Annotated in this window: 19 protein-coding genes and 1 other annotated feature; of the genes, 10 read left to right on the top strand and 9 right to left on the bottom strand. The window is 51.7% G+C overall.

The window, feature by feature from the left end:
• Positions 1-161 precede the first annotated feature (161 nt).
• Complete coding sequence (locus tag ACML7B_RS03720) at positions 162-1,778, bottom strand: L-lactate permease (RefSeq protein WP_418539369.1); 1,617 nt, start codon at positions 1,776-1,778, stop codon at positions 162-164.
• A gap of 177 nt (positions 1,779-1,955) precedes the next feature.
• Between ACML7B_RS03720 and ACML7B_RS03715 the strand changes: the two genes are divergently transcribed.
• The 7 genes from ACML7B_RS03715 to ACML7B_RS03685 all read left to right on the top strand — a co-directional run bounded on the left by ACML7B_RS03715 (position 1,956) and on the right by ACML7B_RS03685 (position 10,482).
• Complete coding sequence (locus tag ACML7B_RS03715; protein ID WP_418539368.1) at positions 1,956-3,548, top strand: response regulator; 1,593 nt, start codon at positions 1,956-1,958, stop codon at positions 3,546-3,548.
• Positions 3,545-5,257, top strand: coding sequence for a sensor histidine kinase (locus ACML7B_RS03710; RefSeq protein ID WP_418539367.1), 1,713 nt, complete (start codon positions 3,545-3,547; stop codon positions 5,255-5,257). The genes ACML7B_RS03715 and ACML7B_RS03710 overlap by 4 nt, the downstream gene beginning before the upstream one ends.
• A complete protein-coding gene (locus ACML7B_RS03705) occupies positions 5,247-6,254 on the top strand; it encodes a substrate-binding domain-containing protein (protein WP_418539366.1) in 1,008 nt (335 codons plus the stop codon). Before ACML7B_RS03710 ends, ACML7B_RS03705 begins: the two co-directional genes overlap by 11 nt.
• A 114-nt stretch (positions 6,255-6,368) precedes the next feature.
• On the top strand, positions 6,369-7,478 hold the full coding sequence (locus tag ACML7B_RS03700) for a galactose ABC transporter substrate-binding protein (RefSeq protein WP_418539365.1): 1,110 nt from the start codon (positions 6,369-6,371) through the stop codon (positions 7,476-7,478).
• A gap of 92 nt (positions 7,479-7,570) precedes the next feature.
• On the top strand, positions 7,571-9,070 hold the full coding sequence (locus ACML7B_RS03695; RefSeq protein ID WP_418539364.1) for a sugar ABC transporter ATP-binding protein: 1,500 nt from the start codon (positions 7,571-7,573) through the stop codon (positions 9,068-9,070).
• Between the two features lie 18 nt (positions 9,071-9,088).
• On the top strand, positions 9,089-10,159 hold the full coding sequence (locus ACML7B_RS03690; RefSeq protein ID WP_106789021.1) for a galactose/methyl galactoside ABC transporter permease MglC: 1,071 nt from the start codon (positions 9,089-9,091) through the stop codon (positions 10,157-10,159).
• Positions 10,160-10,188: 29 nt separating this feature from the next.
• Positions 10,189-10,482: a hypothetical protein gene (locus ACML7B_RS03685; RefSeq protein WP_418539363.1), complete on the top strand. Its 294-nt coding sequence runs from the start codon at positions 10,189-10,191 to the stop codon at positions 10,480-10,482.
• Between the two features lie 53 nt (positions 10,483-10,535).
• Here ACML7B_RS03685 and ACML7B_RS03680 read toward each other — a convergent pair whose 3' ends face one another.
• The gene (locus tag ACML7B_RS03680) at positions 10,536-11,246 is read right to left on the bottom strand and encodes an MIP family channel protein (RefSeq protein WP_418539362.1); all 711 of its coding nucleotides are present in this window, start codon (positions 11,244-11,246) and stop codon (positions 10,536-10,538) included.
• Between the two features lie 137 nt (positions 11,247-11,383).
• Between ACML7B_RS03680 and ACML7B_RS03675 the strand changes: the two genes are divergently transcribed.
• Both ACML7B_RS03675 and ACML7B_RS03670 read left to right on the top strand, forming a co-directional pair.
• Positions 11,384-12,166 (top strand): LytR/AlgR family response regulator transcription factor, encoded by a 783-nt coding sequence (locus ACML7B_RS03675; protein ID WP_418539361.1) that lies wholly within the window; start codon positions 11,384-11,386, stop codon positions 12,164-12,166.
• Positions 12,166-13,512, top strand: coding sequence for a GHKL domain-containing protein (locus ACML7B_RS03670; RefSeq protein ID WP_418539360.1), 1,347 nt, complete (start codon positions 12,166-12,168; stop codon positions 13,510-13,512). Before ACML7B_RS03675 ends, ACML7B_RS03670 begins: the two co-directional genes overlap by 1 nt.
• 56 nt (positions 13,513-13,568) lie before the next feature.
• Here ACML7B_RS03670 and rplL read toward each other — a convergent pair whose 3' ends face one another.
• The 7 genes from rplL to rpmG all read right to left on the bottom strand — a co-directional run bounded on the left by rplL (position 13,569) and on the right by rpmG (position 16,972).
• A complete protein-coding gene (rplL, locus tag ACML7B_RS03665; RefSeq protein ID WP_418539359.1) occupies positions 13,569-13,946 on the bottom strand; it encodes a 50S ribosomal protein L7/L12 in 378 nt (125 codons plus the stop codon).
• 97 nt (positions 13,947-14,043) lie between these two features.
• On the bottom strand, positions 14,044-14,625 hold the full coding sequence (gene rplJ / locus ACML7B_RS03660; RefSeq protein ID WP_418539358.1) for a 50S ribosomal protein L10: 582 nt from the start codon (positions 14,623-14,625) through the stop codon (positions 14,044-14,046).
• A 31-nt stretch (positions 14,626-14,656) separates the two neighbouring features.
• Positions 14,657-14,799 (bottom strand) — a sequence feature (ribosomal protein L10 leader region).
• A gap of 34 nt (positions 14,800-14,833) precedes the next feature.
• The gene (gene rplA, locus ACML7B_RS03655; protein WP_106789028.1) at positions 14,834-15,526 is read right to left on the bottom strand and encodes a 50S ribosomal protein L1; all 693 of its coding nucleotides are present in this window, start codon (positions 15,524-15,526) and stop codon (positions 14,834-14,836) included.
• A gap of 53 nt (positions 15,527-15,579) precedes the next feature.
• Positions 15,580-16,005 (bottom strand): 50S ribosomal protein L11, encoded by a 426-nt coding sequence (gene rplK / locus ACML7B_RS03650; RefSeq protein ID WP_106789029.1) that lies wholly within the window; start codon positions 16,003-16,005, stop codon positions 15,580-15,582.
• 58 nt (positions 16,006-16,063) lie between these two features.
• Positions 16,064-16,579, bottom strand: coding sequence for a transcription termination/antitermination protein NusG (gene nusG, locus ACML7B_RS03645; protein WP_106789030.1), 516 nt, complete (start codon positions 16,577-16,579; stop codon positions 16,064-16,066).
• A gap of 21 nt (positions 16,580-16,600) precedes the next feature.
• Positions 16,601-16,798 (bottom strand): preprotein translocase subunit SecE, encoded by a 198-nt coding sequence (gene secE / locus ACML7B_RS03640; RefSeq protein WP_418539357.1) that lies wholly within the window; start codon positions 16,796-16,798, stop codon positions 16,601-16,603.
• A 24-nt stretch (positions 16,799-16,822) separates the two neighbouring features.
• Positions 16,823-16,972 carry a 50S ribosomal protein L33 gene (rpmG, locus tag ACML7B_RS03635; RefSeq protein WP_044936001.1) on the bottom strand — a complete coding sequence of 50 codons (150 nt, stop codon included), beginning with the start codon at positions 16,970-16,972 and terminating at the stop codon, positions 16,823-16,825.
• Between the two features lie 163 nt (positions 16,973-17,135).
• Here rpmG and ACML7B_RS03630 point away from each other — a divergent pair, with 163 nt between their 5' ends.
• Entirely contained in the window at positions 17,136-17,495 is a 360-nt protein-coding gene (locus tag ACML7B_RS03630; RefSeq protein ID WP_418539356.1) for a metal-dependent transcriptional regulator, read from the top strand.
• The last annotated feature ends 466 nt before the right edge of the window (positions 17,496-17,961 follow it).

The raw sequence follows: 17,961 nt of genomic DNA, 5'->3' as shown, positions 1-17,961 counted from the left end.
TCTTCAGATATTCCACCGCTTCTCTTGCCTCCCGGGTAAAGGGAAGCCGGGTACAGCCATCTCCCGGAGTAGCTGTGATCCCCTTCAGATATTCCAGATTTTCTTTGATCCTCTCTCTCATAACCTTTTCCTCCGCTGCCTTTTTTCTTATTTATATATTCTCAGATCCCTACCGCCAGGAACAAGATCGCCCCCACCGCCACTGCTGCCGGAACCGTAAGCTTCAGGATCCGCCGCAGCACTTCTCCTTCCCGGCCCAGGATCCCCGCCGTAGTGGCTCCCAGCACAATGTTGCTGGGACTTACCGCTGCGCCGATGGAAGCGCCCGCCGTCTGCGCTCCCAGGATCATGGACCCATCCACCTCCAAAAGCCTGGCCGTGGCAGTCTGAAACTCTCCGAATAGAATATTGGAATTCATATTGCTTCCTGTCATAAAGCTTCCCAGGGCGCCTACAAAGGGCGCCAGGACGATATACCCTCTTCCCAGGACGCCTGCGATCCCCTCCGCCAGCACCAGCGTCTGCCCGGTCCCGCTCATGACCATGGACATCATCACCAGCACCACCACCGCAAGACAGGGAGACACGATCATGGCACAGGTGCGCCTTGCGATCCTGCCTGCACCGCCCGCCTTGATCCGGCCACGCTTCCTGTAATAGAAGAAAGCCGCCGCCCCCGCCAGCAAAAGAAACACACTGGCGTGGGTAAACGGCGCCACCGCACCGTAGTCTGCCGCCGCCTCATTAATATAGCCATATCCGGTCGCCGTCTCGGGAAAAGGCAGTCCTATCTTAAACCGCCCGAGAAAGCCGCGGACCGGTCCCACCAGAAGAACTCCCAGCGCAATAAAGGTAAGCAGGAAATAAGGCACAAACGCCTGAGCCAATGACATCCCTGCCGAGGCACTGTCTGCTCCCCCCTCTTTGGTTTCTTTCTCCCGATCCATGATCCCGCTGTCTTCCAGCCGCCATTCTTCCCGGTAACACCCGATTCTCCCCAGCACAATTACCAGGATCAGGGAAGCGCAGGCCGGAAGAAAACAGGCAAGCGTGGTACTTACCCGGGTCATCAGAAGCTCTCCGCCTCCCTGAACCAGAGACAAAAGCAGCACCGCCGGCAGCCCCTTCTTCAGCGCTCTTCCCCTGCCATAAAACCAGCAGATCACCAAACCGATCACCAGATTCCAGATCCAGAGGAAGACGCAGGCCCAGAATGCCATCTTAAGATACGCTTCGCTTCCTGCCTCCATGCCCGCGCTCACTGCCAGCATATCCCAGCTCACGGCAAGGGTCCCAAAGGTATTCCCCCAGGACTGACCCAGCAGCGGTATGATCACCGCCCACACAGGGCGGACTCCGATCCCCATCAGAAGCGGAGCCCCCACCGCCACCGGAACGCCAAAACCTGTGATCCCCTGGAGAAAGCTCTCCAGGATCCACCCCATGGCCAGCACCAGCAGCAGTTCATTGGGCAGGAATTTGCGCATTCCATTCCGGATCACCGGGAATGCGCCCGCCTCCTCCCCCACCTGGTAGAGAAGGATGGCCGTGGCGATGATCAACAGGATGGGAAGGGCGTTCCATATCCCTTTCCCACATTGCAGGAGGATCAACTTCGGATCCGCCCTGTAGAAGCAAAGACCCGTAAGAACCGTGACTGCAAGCCCTACCGGCGCAGCCGCCCGGATTCCCCATTTTCGTTTTATCATTAAGAACAACAGCATGGCGATGGGGGCAAAAGCCGCCAGCCAATGCAGAAGATCAACAGGTAGATTCATAATTCTCCCTCTTCGGTATTTTTCTACTCTTTATAGTAATACATAAGGAGACAGAACACAAGGCAGCCCTGTCAGGTAAGATTTTTATACATTTGCAGTAGAATTTCCAACATTTTTGACTTTCTCTTTATTGTATAATATTGTAAATATCTAAAACCCCGTTATAAAGGAGCTGCTATGTATACTGTTATTGTCGCAGACGACGAAGAAGAGATCCGCAGAGGGATCATCAAAAAGGTAAAATGGGAGGAACTGGGATTCCAGGTCATCGGCGAAGCCGCAAACGGCGCGGACGCTCTGGAACTGGTGGAGAAGCTGGAGCCGGACCTTCTGCTCACCGACATCCGGATGCCTTTCCTGTCCGGCATCGAACTGGCCCGGTCCGTGCGGGAAGTCTGCCCTACCGTGCAGATCGCGTTCCTAAGCGGATTCGATGATTTTTCCTACGCCCAGCAGGCCATCCAGTACAATATCATCAGCTATATGCTCAAACCCATCTCCTCCCTGGAGCTGGAAGAAGAGCTTCGGAATATCAAATCCATCATCGACCGGAAATTCGAGGAGTTCAATTCCCAGGAACTGACTCAGAAACGAATGGAGAAGTCAGAATTTATCTTCCCCCTGCTTCTGGACGGTTTTCGGAAAGTGCCCAGCCAGGCGCAGATCCTAAAGCTCCGCCAGGAAGCCCAGTCCTGCGGCCTTATCGGCGGCAGCGACCCGGAGGTCTACCGCTATGTGGTGCTGGTCACCAGCATCACAAATGAAGAGGGCGATCAGACCAACCGCTCCCACGTCCACGCCATTGACACCATTCTCAAGAAATACGTCCGCTATGCCAGTTGTTTCATGCAGGGACGGGTGGTCTCTGTGCTGGCCGCCACAGACCGGGGATTCTCCAAGTATCTCCACATCATCGTGGATGAGATCGTACAGAGCATCCGCCGGATCCTGCACATGGAAGGAACCGTAGGCGTCAGCCGCAGCACCGACAGCCTTCTGGGCTGCCGGGACTGCTACCTGGAAGCCATGAACGCCCTCAGCTACTCCTGGCAGAAAGAAGGGAACGTCCACTTTATCGCAGACGAGGAGCCGGCGGAATCCATCAGCATGGCAGCCGTCGACGATGTGGTCTCCCGGACAGAGGAATTGCTGCGGGGCGGAAGCATGGAAGACCTCCAGGCTTTCCTGTCCTCCTTCTCTGGCCGGATCATAAGCGGAGAACTGTCCCCTGCAGTTGCGGACTTCCTGATCTCCCAGATGACCTCCTCCATACTCCGGGTCTTCTACGCGGTAGCCGGAGAACAGGCGGCCAAACACCTTCTGGAGCACATGGAATTCAAAGAATACCGGGAAGTGGGACAGGTAATGGAAGCCTATGACCGCTGTAGTTCCTTCTGTCTGAAAGTCAAGGAGCTCCTTCTGGAGCAGCGCAAGAAAAGCGGCGAAGTCCTCTGCGACAAGGCCCTGGCTCTCATCCAGGAGAACTACGCCGACCCGGACCTCTCCGTAGTCAATGTCAGCAATGAGATCGGCGTAAGCCCCAATTACTTAAGCGCGCTGATCAAGAAAACCACCGGCTGTACCTTTGTAGAACTTCTGACCCGCAAACGCATTGAAAAAGCCAGGGAACTGCTTCTTTGCACCCCCAAGAAGATCTGGGAGATCACAGAGGAATGCGGCTACCGGGACCAGCACTACTTCAGTTACTGTTTTAAGAAGGCAACCGGCATATCCCCCAACCAATGCAGGAAGGACGCAGGCATAAAATGAAAAACCAAGAGAAAACCAAACCACTGTCCCGTCTGTCTCTGTCTGCCATTTTCACCGTTCTGGTATCAGCAATCGTGCTCATCACCTCCATCGTCACCGTCCTGATGTTTATCGGCGTCTACCGGGACGAAGTGGAACAGAACGCGGTGACCAGCAGCGAGCAGGCCGTCTCTCAGGTAGAGAGTATGGTACAGTCCTACATTTACGATATGGAAACCGTCATGGATACCATCGTGGACGCCCTGGAGGGCCAGGATCAGGATTATGACCGTTTCCTCCAGAGCCTGGTGGAGATCCGGGAAGACGTGTCCGCCGTCATGATCTATGATGAAGACGGACAGATCCTGGAGCTGTGGTCCAACAGACAGACGCTGAAAGATCCCTTTTATCAGAATCTTTCCTATACAGAACTTCCCAACGACAGTCTCCATGTAAGCAATCCTCATGTGGAAACTCTCTTTGAGGGATACTATCCCTGGGTAGTCACCATCTCCCAGAACCTGACAGACCACAGCGGCTCCCGGTATCAGGTCGCGGTAGACATCCGTTTCTCCAGCATTTCCAACTATGTGGACAATGTAGGGATCGGGCCCCACGGATACTGTTATATCGAGGACACCAGCGGGAACATCATTTACCATCCCCAGCAGCAGCTGATCTACTCCGGGCTGAAGGAAGAGGAGAGATCCCGGGATAAAGACGGCGTCCAGATGGAGGCCACCGCCATCCATACCGTCCGCACCCTGGAGGACAGCGACTGGCGGATCGTAGGCGTGTGCTATGTAGATGAGATGATCACCACCCGTGTGGAGACTATGGTGGGATTCCTGATCCTGATCCTGATCATCGTGATCACCGCCACCTTGTTCACCGGGCTTCTGATCTCCTACATCTTCGCCCGCCCCGCAAGGGAACTTGCCATTGCCATGCGGGCCTTTGAGCAGGATGCAGAAAACTTCACCTACAGCCAGGTTCAGGGGACCGAAGAGATCAATGCCCTGTCCAGCTCTTTCGGCCACATGGTGCTTCAGATCCAGGATCTGATGGAACAGGTGCGCCAGGAAGAGATCACACTCAGGAAAACGGAGCTGAAGGCGCTGCAGGCCCAGATCAACCCTCATTTTCTCTACAATACCCTGGACGCCATCGCCTGGCTGTGCGAAGACGGACGGGCCAAGGATGCAGAAGACATGGTCACTTCTCTGGCCCGGCTGTTCCGTATCAGCATCAGCAAGGGGCACGAGCTGATCACCATTGAAAAGGAGATCCAGCACGCCCAGAGCTATCTGCGGATCGAACAGTTCCGCTACAAGAACCAGTTTACCTACACCTTCGATGTGGACCCGGAATGTCTTTCCTATCTGTGCAACAAGATCACCCTCCAGCCCATCATCGAAAATGCCATCTACCACGGCCTCAACCGCATGGTGGACGAGGGACAGATCCGGATCACCATCCGCCAGGAAGGGGATGACCTCCTTCTGTCTGTAGAGGACAACGGCATCGGAATGACCCCGGAGAAATGCCGGGAGATCCTGCACAAAGAGCCGGGAGACCGGACCGGCATCGGCATCAAGAACGTCAACGACCGGATCAAGATCTACTTTGGCGAAAAGTACGGCCTTACCATTACCAGCGAACTGGACGAGGGAACCAGAGTGGATATCCGCATGCCCAAGATCACAAAGGAGGACTACGATGGAAAATAAAAAACGCAGACTTCTGGCCGTTCTCTTCCTCCTCTTCTGCCTCCTTGGCATCGCCGCCCTCTACGGCCAGGCGCGGCAGCCCGCAGAAGGAACCGGCGGACATTCTTCCAACCGGCAGAAGGTTACGCTTATTGCCAAATCTACGGAATCCGCCTTCTGGAAATCCGTTTTCGCCGGGGCCAGCGCGGCCGGGACCGAATACAATATGGAACTGCTCTGCCAGGGCGCTGACAACGAGGAAGATTATATAAGCCAGAACCAGATGATCGATGCCGCCGTCGAGGACGGCGCGGACGCCATCCTCTTCTCCGCCATCGATTATGAAGAAAATGCCGCCGCCATTGACCGGGCGGCCGAGGCCGGGGTTCGCATCATCGTCATTGACAGCGATGTGAACAGCGACCAGGTGGAATGCCGGATCGGAACCGACAATTATCGGGCCGGCTGTCTGGCCGGCGAGGCAGCTCTCGATTCAGATGCTTCCGCCCTCAACGTAGGCATCGTCAACTTTGACGCCACCACCGAGAACGGGCAGAGCCGGGAGAAAGGGTTCCGGGATACCATCCTCCGGGACGACCGGGTAACCCTTGTGGACTCTGTCAATTCCAACTCCACCATCTCCGCCGCCAAAGAAGCAACCTTACAGATGCTGGAAGACCATCCGGAGATCAACGTACTGACCACCTTTAACGAATGGACTACCCTGGGCGTGGGATACGCCATCCGGGAAGCCGGGGCCGCCAGCCGCATCCGCCTGGTAGCCTTCGACAGCAACGTGGTCTCCGTGGACATGCTGGAGACCGGCGAAGTAGACGCCCTGGTGGTCCAGAACCCCTACGCCATCGGCTATCTGGGCGTGGAGACCGCCTACCGGCTTCTGAACGGGCAGAAGCTCCCCTCCCCGGAGATCGATACCTCCACCATGCTGGTGACCAGAGAAAACATGTATACCGAAGAATCTCAGCGCATCCTTTTCTCCTTCGATGAGATCAAGTAGGATTTCGAACCTTTTTGGGAGTTTATCCCATGTCAATTGAACAGCGAACAAGATATACTCTCCTTAAACATTTTAAGTACCAAAAAGGAGGGTATATTTTTATGAAAGAGAATCATGGCAATGCTCCTTTGCGTAGCAATGGTAGCGGCAATGGCTGTCGGCTGCGGCGGCGGATCTGACAGCAGCGAAGGCGGAGACGGCGGAGCAAAATCCGACCTGAACATCGGCGTCTTCTATTATACTTACGCAGACACCTACATCGCTTCCGTTCGTACTGCTCTTGACGCACAGCTGGACGAGATGGGTGTTACCTATCAGGATTATGACGCGAACAACAACCAGACCACACAGAACGAGCAGATCGATACCGCCATTCAGACCGGCGCTAACCTTCTGATCGTAAATATCGTTACTTCTGGTTCCAACGATGCTTCTACTCAGATCATCGACAAGGCAAAAGCTGCCGACATCCCGGTAATCTTCTTCAACCGTGCTGTTGAGGACGAGAAGAGCGAAGAGGGAACCATCCTTGGATCTTATGAGAAATGTGCCTTTGTAGGAACCGACGCTCCGGAAGCCGGACATATGCAGGGCGAGATGATCGGAAACTACCTGGTAGAGAACTACGACAAAGTTGACCTGAACGGCGATGGAACCATCTCCTACGCAATGTTCATGGGACAGCTTGGAAACGCAGAAGCAATCTACCGTACCCAGTTCGCTGTAGAAGATGCGGACAAGATCCTGGAAGAGGCCGGCAAACCGGCGCTGTCCTTCTTCGATCCCGCCAACCCGGACAAATATCAGGTTGACCAGGATGGAGCATGGAGCGCAACTGCTGCCAACAACTACATGACCACCAACCTGTCTCAGTACAATGAAGGCAACAACAACATGATCGAGCTGATCATCTGCAACAACGACGGTATGGCTGAGGGCGCGATCGCCGCTCTGAACGACAAGGGCTACAACACCGGCGACGACAAGATGATCCCGGTATTCGGTGTTGACGCTACAGACGCTGCCAAGAAGCTGATCGCTGACGGCAAGATGGTAGGAACCATCAAGCAGGACGCAGAAGGAATGGCTGCCTGCATCGCTGACCTGGCACAGAACGTAGGCGACGGCAAGGATCTTATGGACGGAACAGACGATTACAACATCTCTGAGAACGTTCCTAACAAGATCTTTATCCCATACGGAATCTACACCGGAGAGGAATAAAACAGCATACTTTTGCATGCCAAAAATAGAGAAAGCGGCCGCCACATAAAGGTGGCTGCTTTCTTTCAAGTCAAAAGAATGGAGGAATGATCATGGGACAGGAAGTTCTTCTGCAGATGAAAAATATCAGCAAAGAATTCCCAGGCGTAAAAGCTTTGGACAACGTCTCGCTGACCCTGAAAAGGGGGACGGTACACGCCTTGATGGGGGAGAACGGAGCCGGCAAGTCCACACTGATGAAGTGTCTGTTCGGTATGTACAGTAAAGACAGCGGAACGATTGAACTGGAGGGGAAGGAAGTCTCCTTCAAAAACTCCAAGGAGGCGCTGGAAAGCGGCGTAGCCATGGTCCATCAGGAACTGAACCAGGCCCTGAAGCGCAACGTTATGGACAACATATGGCTTGGCCGTTATCCGAAGATCGGCGGCCTCATGGTAAACGAGAAAAAAATCTATCAGGATACACTGGATGTATTCAAAGAACTGGAGATCGATGTGGATCCCAAACGGATCATGAGCACCATGCCGGTCTCCCAGCGGCAGATGGTGGAAATTGCCAAGGCAGTTTCCTTCCAGTCAAAAGTCATCGTATTTGACGAGCCTACCTCTTCCCTTACAGAAGAAGAAGTAGAGCATCTCTTCCGGATCATCAACATGCTCCGGGACAGAGGCGTAGGTATCATCTATATCTCCCACAAGATGGCGGAGATCAAGCGGATCTCCGACGAAATCACCATCATGCGGGACGGAACCTGGGTAACCACGAAGCCGGCTGACGAACTTTCCATGGACGACATCATCCGTCTGATGGTAGGACGAGAACTGACCAACCAGTTCCCGCCAAAGACCAACAAGCCCGGCGAAATCGCCCTGGAAGTAGAGCACCTGACTGCTCAGTACTCTCTTCTCAAAGACGTGTCCTTCACTGCCAGAAAAGGCGAAATCCTGGGGATCGCCGGACTGGACGGCAGCGGACGTACCGAGACCCTGGAGAACATCTTTGGAATCGCCACCCGCAGGGACGGCGTGATCAAACTGGACGGCAAGGTTGTGAAGAACCGCAACGCCCGGGAATCCATCAAAAACGGATTCGCACTCCTTACAGAGGAGCGGCGGGCAACCGGTATCTTCGGAATCCTGAACATCCGTGAGAACACGGTAATCTCCAGTCTTAAGAAACACAAGAAAGCTGGATTTTATCTCAGCGAAAAGTCCATGAAAGCTGACACGCAGTGGTCCATCGACGCCATGCATACCAAGACTCCTACTCAGGAGACCAAGATCCGGGCGCTGTCCGGCGGTAACCAGCAGAAGGTTATCCTGGGCCGGTGGCTTCTGACAGATCCGGAAGTCCTGCTTCTGGACGAACCCACCCGAGGGATCGACGTAGGCGCGAAATACGAGATCTATCAGCTGATCCTGGACCTTGCAAACCGTGATAAAGTGGTAATCGTAGTGTCCTCGGAAATGCCTGAGCTTCTCGGGATCTGTGACCGGATCCTGGTTATGTCAGGCGGACGCCTGGCCGGAGAAGTAGGCGCCGGGGAGACCACACAGGAAGAGATCATGGCACTTGCCGCAAAATATGTATAGAGGAGGCCGGTTTTTGAAATGAAGACAATCGACAATCTTAAGAAGCGTTACGCTGCCTTTCAGGCGCTGGACGCCAGAGATAAAAAGACATTTTGGAAAGAATTTTCCCTGAATAACGCACTGTACGTGCTGATCATCGCGGCGATCATCTACACCGCGATCCAGAATCCGAACTTTGTAACTACATCATCTATCGTAAATATCATCGCCCTGTCCGCGGCCAACATTCCTATCGCGGTAGGTATCGCGGGAACCATCGTACTTACCGGTACGGACCTTTCCGCCGGCCGTGTGGTAGGTCTTACGGCGTGTATCTCCGCCTCCCTTCTGCAGGCGGTAGACTACCCCACCAAGATCTTCCCGGACCTGGGCGTAGTTCCTATCCCGCTGGTAATCCTGATCGTTGTGGCTGTAGGAGCCCTGGTAGGACTGGTAAACGGTTTCTTCGTAGCCCGGTTTAACCTGCACCCCTTCATCGTAACCCTGGCGACCCAGCTGATCGTATACGGTATCCTGCTGATGTACATCATGATCAACGGCAACAACGGGCAGCCCCTCTCCGGACTGGACCAGTCCTTCAAGGACTTCGTTACCGGAAGTATCCTGAAGATCGGCGGCGTTCCCATTCCCAACTATGTATGGTACGCCTGCTTCATCATCGCTCTGATGTGGTTCATCTGGAACAAGACCTCTTTCGGCAAGAACATGTTCGCCGTAGGTTCTAACCCGGAGGCCGCCAACGTATCTGGTGTAAACGTTGCCAAGACCATCATCCTGGTACATACCCTGGCAGGCGCCATGTACGCCATCACCGGATTCATCGAGTCCGCCCGTATCGGCTCCAACCAGGCCGGAACCGGTCTGAACTACGAATGTGACGCCATCGCCGCCTGTGTAATCGGTGGTGTATCCTTCGTCGGTGGTACTGGTAAGATCCGCGGCGTAGTCCTTGGTGTATTCATCCTGAGGATCATCTTCGTAGCCCTGCAGTTCCTGGCTATCAACCAGAGCCTGCAGTACGTGATCAAGGGTCTCATCATCCTGGTAGCATGTGCCATCGATATGAGAAAATATCTTGTCCGCAAATAAGCAAAGATCCCGGAAGGAGGAACGAGAAGATGGAAGAAAAGAATCTGCAGCAACAGGAATCAAAAGAAACAGACGCTCCCGTTACAAACAAGGAGCCGGAATGGAAGAACAAGGCCCGGCCGGCCATCTATACCATGGCCGGATTCTATCTGGCCTATCTGTCTTATCAGATGTTCCACGAGATCTCCAGGACAACCGGAAGCGAACAGACCATCATGATCGTTTCTTCTATCCTGTTCGCCGTGATCGGTCTGGGCGGGATCCTGTTTGGCCTGACAGCAGGCTGGCGCGCCGCCAGGGATCAGCGACGGAAACAGCAATAATAAGAAGGGACTGGCTTAGAGCCAGTCCCTCTTCTTTTTGCATTTCTAAATTCTTACTTCTCCTCAGAAGCCTCTTCCTTCTCCTTGCACAGCAGGCCGTAGATCACTGCGGCGATCGCAGCTCCTACCAGCGGTCCTACGATGAATACCCATACCTGGGAAAGCGCGGTTCCATTGCCTACCAGAAGAGCCGGGCCAAAGCTTCTTGCCGGGTTAACAGAAGTTCCGGTAAGCGGGATACCAAGGATGTGTACAAAGGTCAGGGTCAGACCGATCACCAGGCCGGCAACCGTTCCGGTCTTAGCCTTGGCAGTCACGCCCAGAATGGTGAATACAAACACGAAGGTCAGGATGATCTCTACCAGCAGAGCTCCAGCCATATTAAGGCCCACATAGGAAACCTCGTCATAACCGTTCTGTCCAAGGCCCACCTCAGCTACTGCTCCAAGGCCTGTGCAGGTGATGATCCCGTACAGGATGCCAGCTCCCGCGATGCCGCCCAGGAACTGAGCGATCACATAACCCACGAAATCCTTCGCAGTCATTCCTTTATTCAAAAATACTCCCAAAGATACTGCCGGGTTAATATGGCAGCCAGAAACATCTCCGATCACATAGGCCATGGCAACGATGGAAAGGCCGAATGCCATCGCAATCCCGAAGATTCCAAGTGCTCCGTCAATCCCTCCAGAGATTGCCGCCGATCCGCAGCCGAATAATGTCAATACCAGTGTTCCGATAAATTCCGCAACATATTTTTTCATCTTTTATTCCCTCCTTCGCAATTTGCACAAGTACCTTTATACACGATTCTTCCCGTCCCGGAAACCCTTTTACTGTTATTGACACTTTTTTACTGGTTGTAAGTTTTTGTCGAAAACTATAATATGTTAATATAAGAATGAAATGTGTCTTTCCGACACATTTCATTCTTGATGCTAATATTTGGGGGTATTTTATGACAGCCGCGATCGTAGACGACTTAATCAAAGATATACAGGTTCTTGAAGAATATCTTAAAAATTATTGTCAGGAGCACAAGGTGCACATACAGGTCCATCGATTCACAAGTGAATCCGCTTTTCTTCAATCCCTGGACCAAACAGAATATTCTCTTGTCTTCCTGGATATTTATATGCAGAACGAAACAGGCATCCGACTTGCCCAGCAGGTCCGCAGAACGTTTCCCAGATGCCAGGTTATCTTCACCACCGCCAGCAAGGAACACGCCTTGGAAGCATTCCGCGTGCGCGCTCTGGATTACCTGGTAAAACCCTATACTTACGATGAGCTCGCGGACGCGATGAAGCGTTTTGAAGAAACCGCCGAGAAATTCATCCACTACATCGAGGTCAAGGAAGGACGGTATCAGACCCGAATCCTGATTGATGATATTGTATATACAGATTATTCCAATCACTATATTCAGATCCATACCACTTCCTGCGTAGTACGTTCCTATATGTCTTTTGCCGATTTCGCGCCCATGCTGGAATCCTATCCCCAGTTTTTGTGGTGTTACCGGAATTGCCTGGTCAATATGGATCACATTGAATCTCTGGAAGACCGGGACTTCCTCATGAAAAACCGGGAAAGAGTCCCTATTTCCAAAGCGCGGAAAAACGAAGTGACACAAGCCTATGCTGACTATCTCTTTGACTATGTAAATGGAGGGATTCACTAATGGAGCCGGCATTTCTCTTATCTACTTTTTTTTACATCGCTCCTTGTTTCGCCCTGCTCATCCTTTCCTTCAAGGATCAGTTCCGACTTCCTTCTCTTAGAAGAGTGGTGACTGGGGTCCTGCTTTTCCTGGCGGTCACTTTCATTGCGTCCCGCCTTTATTTTTCGTTCTACTGGTCCTCACTGGCCCGCTCTTTTCTCGGACTTGCGGGTATTGTATCTGCGGTATGCATTTTTACGATTGTTGTCAGTTATCACTTTGTCCACAGTCTTTTTATCATATCTGTGGTCAAATCTTACTCCGAGGGCGTAATCCTGACTGTATCCTATATCCACTTTCTGTTTACAGGCACTCTTCCAGGATTTAATTCCATAATCGGCGCTCTGCTCATCATCCTAGTCACGCTGCTGGCCTTTCCTCTTATGTATCTCTTTTTTAAGAAGCTGATGCGCCCTGCCCTGGATTATTCTTATACACTTCCGCCATGGAAATATATGTGGGTGATCCCCGTATCCCAAAATCTGATCTACACGTTGACCATATCTCCCGATTTCTTCCGAGATCTTGGGGACTATTCAGAATTTTATTTCATTCCACCTCTGTGGCTTTTGATGTGCTTCTCGTCCTATATCATTTTTCTCCGCATGATCATTTCGGTCAGCGAAAACGCCAACCTCCAGGAGCGGCTCCACCTTTCCGAAACACTGCTCAACGCCCAAGCCAAACACGCGGAACTCCTTCAGTCTCACATTGAGGAGACCAGACGGGCGCGGCACGATCTTCATCACCACATCCTTGCTCTGAACGGATTCCTTCAGGCAAGAGACTGGACTCAGCTGGAGAAATATCTAAAAGATTACACCGCTCATATTCCAGAAACCCAGTCGGTCTTCTGTAAAGATCCGGCCCTTAACGCGCTTCTCTGCCATTATCACGAAAACGCCAAAGAAGCTCATATCGATACTTCATTTACCGTCTCGCTTCCCGAACAATTACCCTTTCCAAGCACAGACTTGTGCGTAATTCTGGGAAATCTGCTGGAAAACGCGGTGGAAGCATGCGCGCGTATGCATTCTCCCGAGAAATTCATACGCCTCTCTTTTTCCATGACCAGCAGCACCATCCTGGTCCTTGTCATTGAAAATAGTTTCGAAGGGACCATTCACAGGTCCGGCAACGCCTTTCTTTCTACCAAGGCCGCCAGACGAAAGGGAATCGGCATCTCATCCGTCATTCAGCTTACAGAATCCTATAACGGCGTCCACAAATTTGAATATCAAGACCAGGTCTTCAAAGTCTCCATCCTGCTGAACGCGAAAACAGAAAAGGGAGCCATCGCAAGATAGATGATCCCTCATCTATTTTACGATGGCTCCCTTCATTTTCACAAAGATCCGCAGGATTATTTCAGGTTAACCTCAGCGCCTTCGCCTTCCAGTTTCGCTTTGATCTCTTCAGCCTCAGCCTTGGAAGCGCCCTCTTTTACTACCTTCGGAGCGTTATCAACCAGCTCTTTTGCCTCTTTCAGGCCAAGTCCGGTGATCTCACGAACAACCTTGATAACCTTAACCTTGGAAGCACCAGCTGCTACCAGCTCTACATCAAACTCGTCCTTCTCCTCAGCTGCTGCTGCGCCGTCTCCGGCTGCTGCTGCAACTACAACGCCTGCTGCCGCAGAAACGCCGAACTCTTCTTCACAAGCTTTTACCAGCTCGTTCAGTTCCAGTACTGATAATTCTTTGATCGCATCAATAAATTCAGCAGTTGTCATTTTTGCCATTTTACTTTTCCTCCATTTTTTAATTTTCGTTTTTTACTTTTTTAATCATAGTCAAGGTAGTTCTTTTCGCTAAGTTCAACCTTCGCTATGCCTGATCTTACTCGGCCTCTGCCGGAGCTTCTTCAGCTGCGGGAGCCTCCTCTGCCGGAGCTTCCTCTGCAGCGGGAGCTTCCTCTGCCGCGGGCGCTGCCTCTGCACCGCCATTTTCCGCGATCTGATTCAGAACGCGTGCCAGGTTGGTGATCGGTGACTGCAGGCTTCCAAGCAGCTTGGACAGCAGTTCTTCTCTTGACGGGATCTTGGACAGTTCTGTCAGTCCGTTCACATCGTAAAGAGTTCCCTCAACCACACCAGCTTTCAGTTCCAGAGCTTTCGCATCCTTCGCGAACTTGCACAGGATTCTTGCGGGAGCTGTCGCGTCGTCTTTGGAGATCGCAAGGGCGCTGGGTCCTTCCAGATGTTCGTCCAGAGCCGCGAAATCGGTTCCCTCAAAAGCTCTTTTCATCATTGTGTTCTTGCAAACCTTGTAAATGATGCCTGCTTCTCTGAGCTGTTTACGAAGCTCTGTATCCTGGGCAACCGTAAGTCCACGGTAGTCTACCAGAACAACACTTGCCGCGTCTTTTACATCATCTGCGATGGCTTGCACGATCGGCTGTTTTAATTCAACTTTTGCCACGAATGGTATACCTCCTTATAGATTTTTCGTATGCTGCCAAAAAAACGCCTCTGCGTCCAAAGACACAGAGGCATTGTAAATTCATGAATCTCACAAATCTAACTTTCCTCGGCAGGCGTATCTTACTACTTACGCTTACGCACCTGCTGTCTTCGGCAGTCATCGTGTGCTATTATAGCATGATATATTTTTGATGTCAATCAAAAGCTTAAACCAGTTTCATAGGATTGACTTTCACGCCAGGTCCCATGGTGGAAGTAAGGGTCACGCTCTTTAAGAACTGACCTTTTACTGCCGCCGGTCTTGCTTTTACGATGGCATCGATCAGCGTCTGGAAGTTGTCTGCAAGCTGCTCCTCAGTGAAAGAAGCTTTTCCTACTGGCACATGGATAATATTGGTCTTGTCAAGACGGTACTCAATCTTACCAGCCTTGATATCCTGAACCGCTTTGGTAACATCCATCGTTACAGTTCCAGCCTTCGGGTTTGGCATAAGTCCCTTAGGACCAAGAACACGTCCGAGACGTCCTACAACGCCCATCATATCCGGTGTTGCAACAACTACGTCGAACTCGAACCAGTTCTCGTTCTGGATCTTCGGGATCAGCTCCTCGCCGCCAACGTAATCTGCGCCTGCTGCCTGTGCCTCATCAGCCTTGGCGTCCTTTGCAAATACCAGGATACGTACTTTCTTACCGGTTCCGTGAGGAAGTACAACGGCACCACGGATCTGCTGATCTGCGTGACGTCCGTCACATCCGGTTCTGATATGAGCCTCGATGGTCTCGTCGAATTTTGCTACTGCGGTCTTCTTTACCAATGAAACTGCGTCCGCAACATCATAGAGTGTTCCTCTGTCGATTGCCTTTGCAGCCTCTACATATTTCTTTCCTCTTTTCATCTAAATAAACCTCCTTGTGGTATTGTCGGGATAACCCTCCCACTTAATTTCCATTAGTCAACTACAGTTACGCCCATGCTGCGGCAGGTTCCGGCGATCATGCTCATAGCCGCCTCTACTGTCGCTGCGTTCAGGTCCGGCATCTTCAGCTCGGCGATCTCCTGAACCTGAGCCTTGGTGATGGTAGCTACTTTATTCTTATTCGGAACGCCTGAACCGGATTTGATCTTGCAGGCTTTCTTGATAAGAACCGCTGCCGGCGGAGTCTTTGTGATGAAACTGAAGCTTCTGTCGTTGTAAACAGTGATGACTACAGGAATGATCATGTCTCCCTGATCTGCGGTCTTTGCGTTGAACTGTTTGGTAAATTCAACGATGTTCACACCGTGCTGACCAAGCGCAGGGCCAACCGGGGGAGCCGGAGTCGCTTTTCCGGCAGGAATCTGCAATTTAATATAACCTTCTACTTTTTTTGCCATTTTCATTACCTCCTTGTGGTACTTCCGGGACTTTCATCCCTCCCACTGATTTTGATTGTTACATTTTCTTGACTTCCGCAAAACCGATCTCAACCGGTGTCTCGCGGCCAAAGAGCTCAACATTGATGGTCAGGCTCTGCTTCTGTGGATTCATGGACTGTACCACGCCTACGGTGTCCGCCCACGCTCCGGATACCACCTGAATGGTATCTCCCACCTCGAAATCTACGACAATGTTCTCCTGACGGATCCCCAGCGGAGCCATCTCTGCCGCCGTCAGCGGAACCGGTTTGGATCCGGGTCCCACGAACCCTGTCACACCTCTGGTGTTGCGCACCACATACCAGGTGTCGTCGTTCATCACCATATTGATGAGTACATAGCCTGGAAACATCTTCTTCTGGGTCGCCTTCTGCACGCCGTTCTTCATCTCGATCACGTCCTGCATGGGAACCCGCACTTCAAGGATCTGATCCTCCAGGTGTCTGTTCTCGATGGTTTTGTCAATGTTGGCCTTTACTTTGTTCTCATACCCGGAATAGGTATGGACTACGTACCATTTTGCCTCTGACATAATCTCACCTTTCCCCGCACATTAGCCCAGATTTACCAGGATCTCAATGCCGTGCTGGAGCACGAAATCAAGCACTGCTATGATCGCTCCCAGAGCAACAGATATAGAGACCACGGCTGCCGTCTGCTTTGCAAGTGTCATCTTGTCTGGCCAAATGATCTTCTTGAACTCCTGACTGAGTCCTTTGAACCAGCTCTTCTTCTGAGTCTTTTCACTCATGTCATACACTCCTTTACCTGACGGCTATTTGGTTTCTTTGTGCAGCGTGTGTGATTTGCAGAATCTGCAGTACTTCTTTGTCTCCATACGCTCAGGATGTGCTTTCTTATCCTTCGTCATATTGTAGTTACGCTGCTTGCATTCGGTACATTCCAATGTAATTCTTGTACGCACAACTTCCACCTCGCTTTACTTTCTAAAGTTTAATTTTAGGCATAAAAAAAAGACCTGCTTCCATTCGCCCGTCCAGTGTATCACAGAATCAGCGAAAAAGCAAGCCTTTTCTTTCATTCTGACTGCCAATATGTTATACTAAACTGCAAATGAGGTGATTAATATGTCAATCGGAGAATCTTCAGAAAACTATTTAGAGACAATCCTGATCCTGAGCAAACGCCAGCCCGTGGTCCGCTCAGTAGATATCGCGACAGAACTGGATTTCAAAAAACCCAGTGTCAGCGTCGCCATGAAAAAGCTCCGGGAGAACGGCTGCATCCAGGTCTCCCCGGAAGGGTCTATCACGCTGACCGATGCCGGCCGGAAGATCGCCGAGCGCATCTATGAACGGCATGAACTTCTGTCCTCCTGGCTGGTCCGCCTTGGCGTGTCGCCGGAAACAGCCGCCAGCGATGCATGCCGTATCGAGCATGTGATCAGTACAGAAAGCTTTGAGGCACTGAAGCGGCATATCAAATAAATGCAGGTTATCGCGCTCTTTGTCGAGAGGCGGGGACCGGCGATTGCTCCGAGGCTAACGCTTAACCTCCGCAATCATCCGCCCCCCGCCTTATCGCCAACTGTCCCGACAAAGGCCTGACTTGTCAAGATGATTCTGCGGAAGAATACGGAACAGGGAAGCGCATACAGCCTGCTGATAGAAACCATATGGAAGCATTAGAATCCATTACAGAAAAACACCTGCGATTTTATGCGAAGATTTGACTTCCAGTCAAATCTGAAAAGAGCCTGAGCAGGGAAATCATCAGATTTCCTTGCGAATTGCTCTGGCCATGAAATCGCAGGTGTTTTGATGTTAAGGATTCTTTGCGAACCTTTCTGGTTTCTATCAGCAGGCTGTATGCGCTTCCCTGAACATTTTTAATTCACAGAATCAGCGCGACAAACCTGAATTTACCAATATTTCTTCATATATTCTTCTGCCT

Source organism: Massilistercora timonensis (assembly GCF_048354975.1).
Lineage (GTDB): Bacteria > Bacillota > Clostridia > Lachnospirales > Lachnospiraceae > Massilistercora > Massilistercora timonensis.
This window is presented reverse-complemented; position numbering and strand designations above follow the sequence as displayed.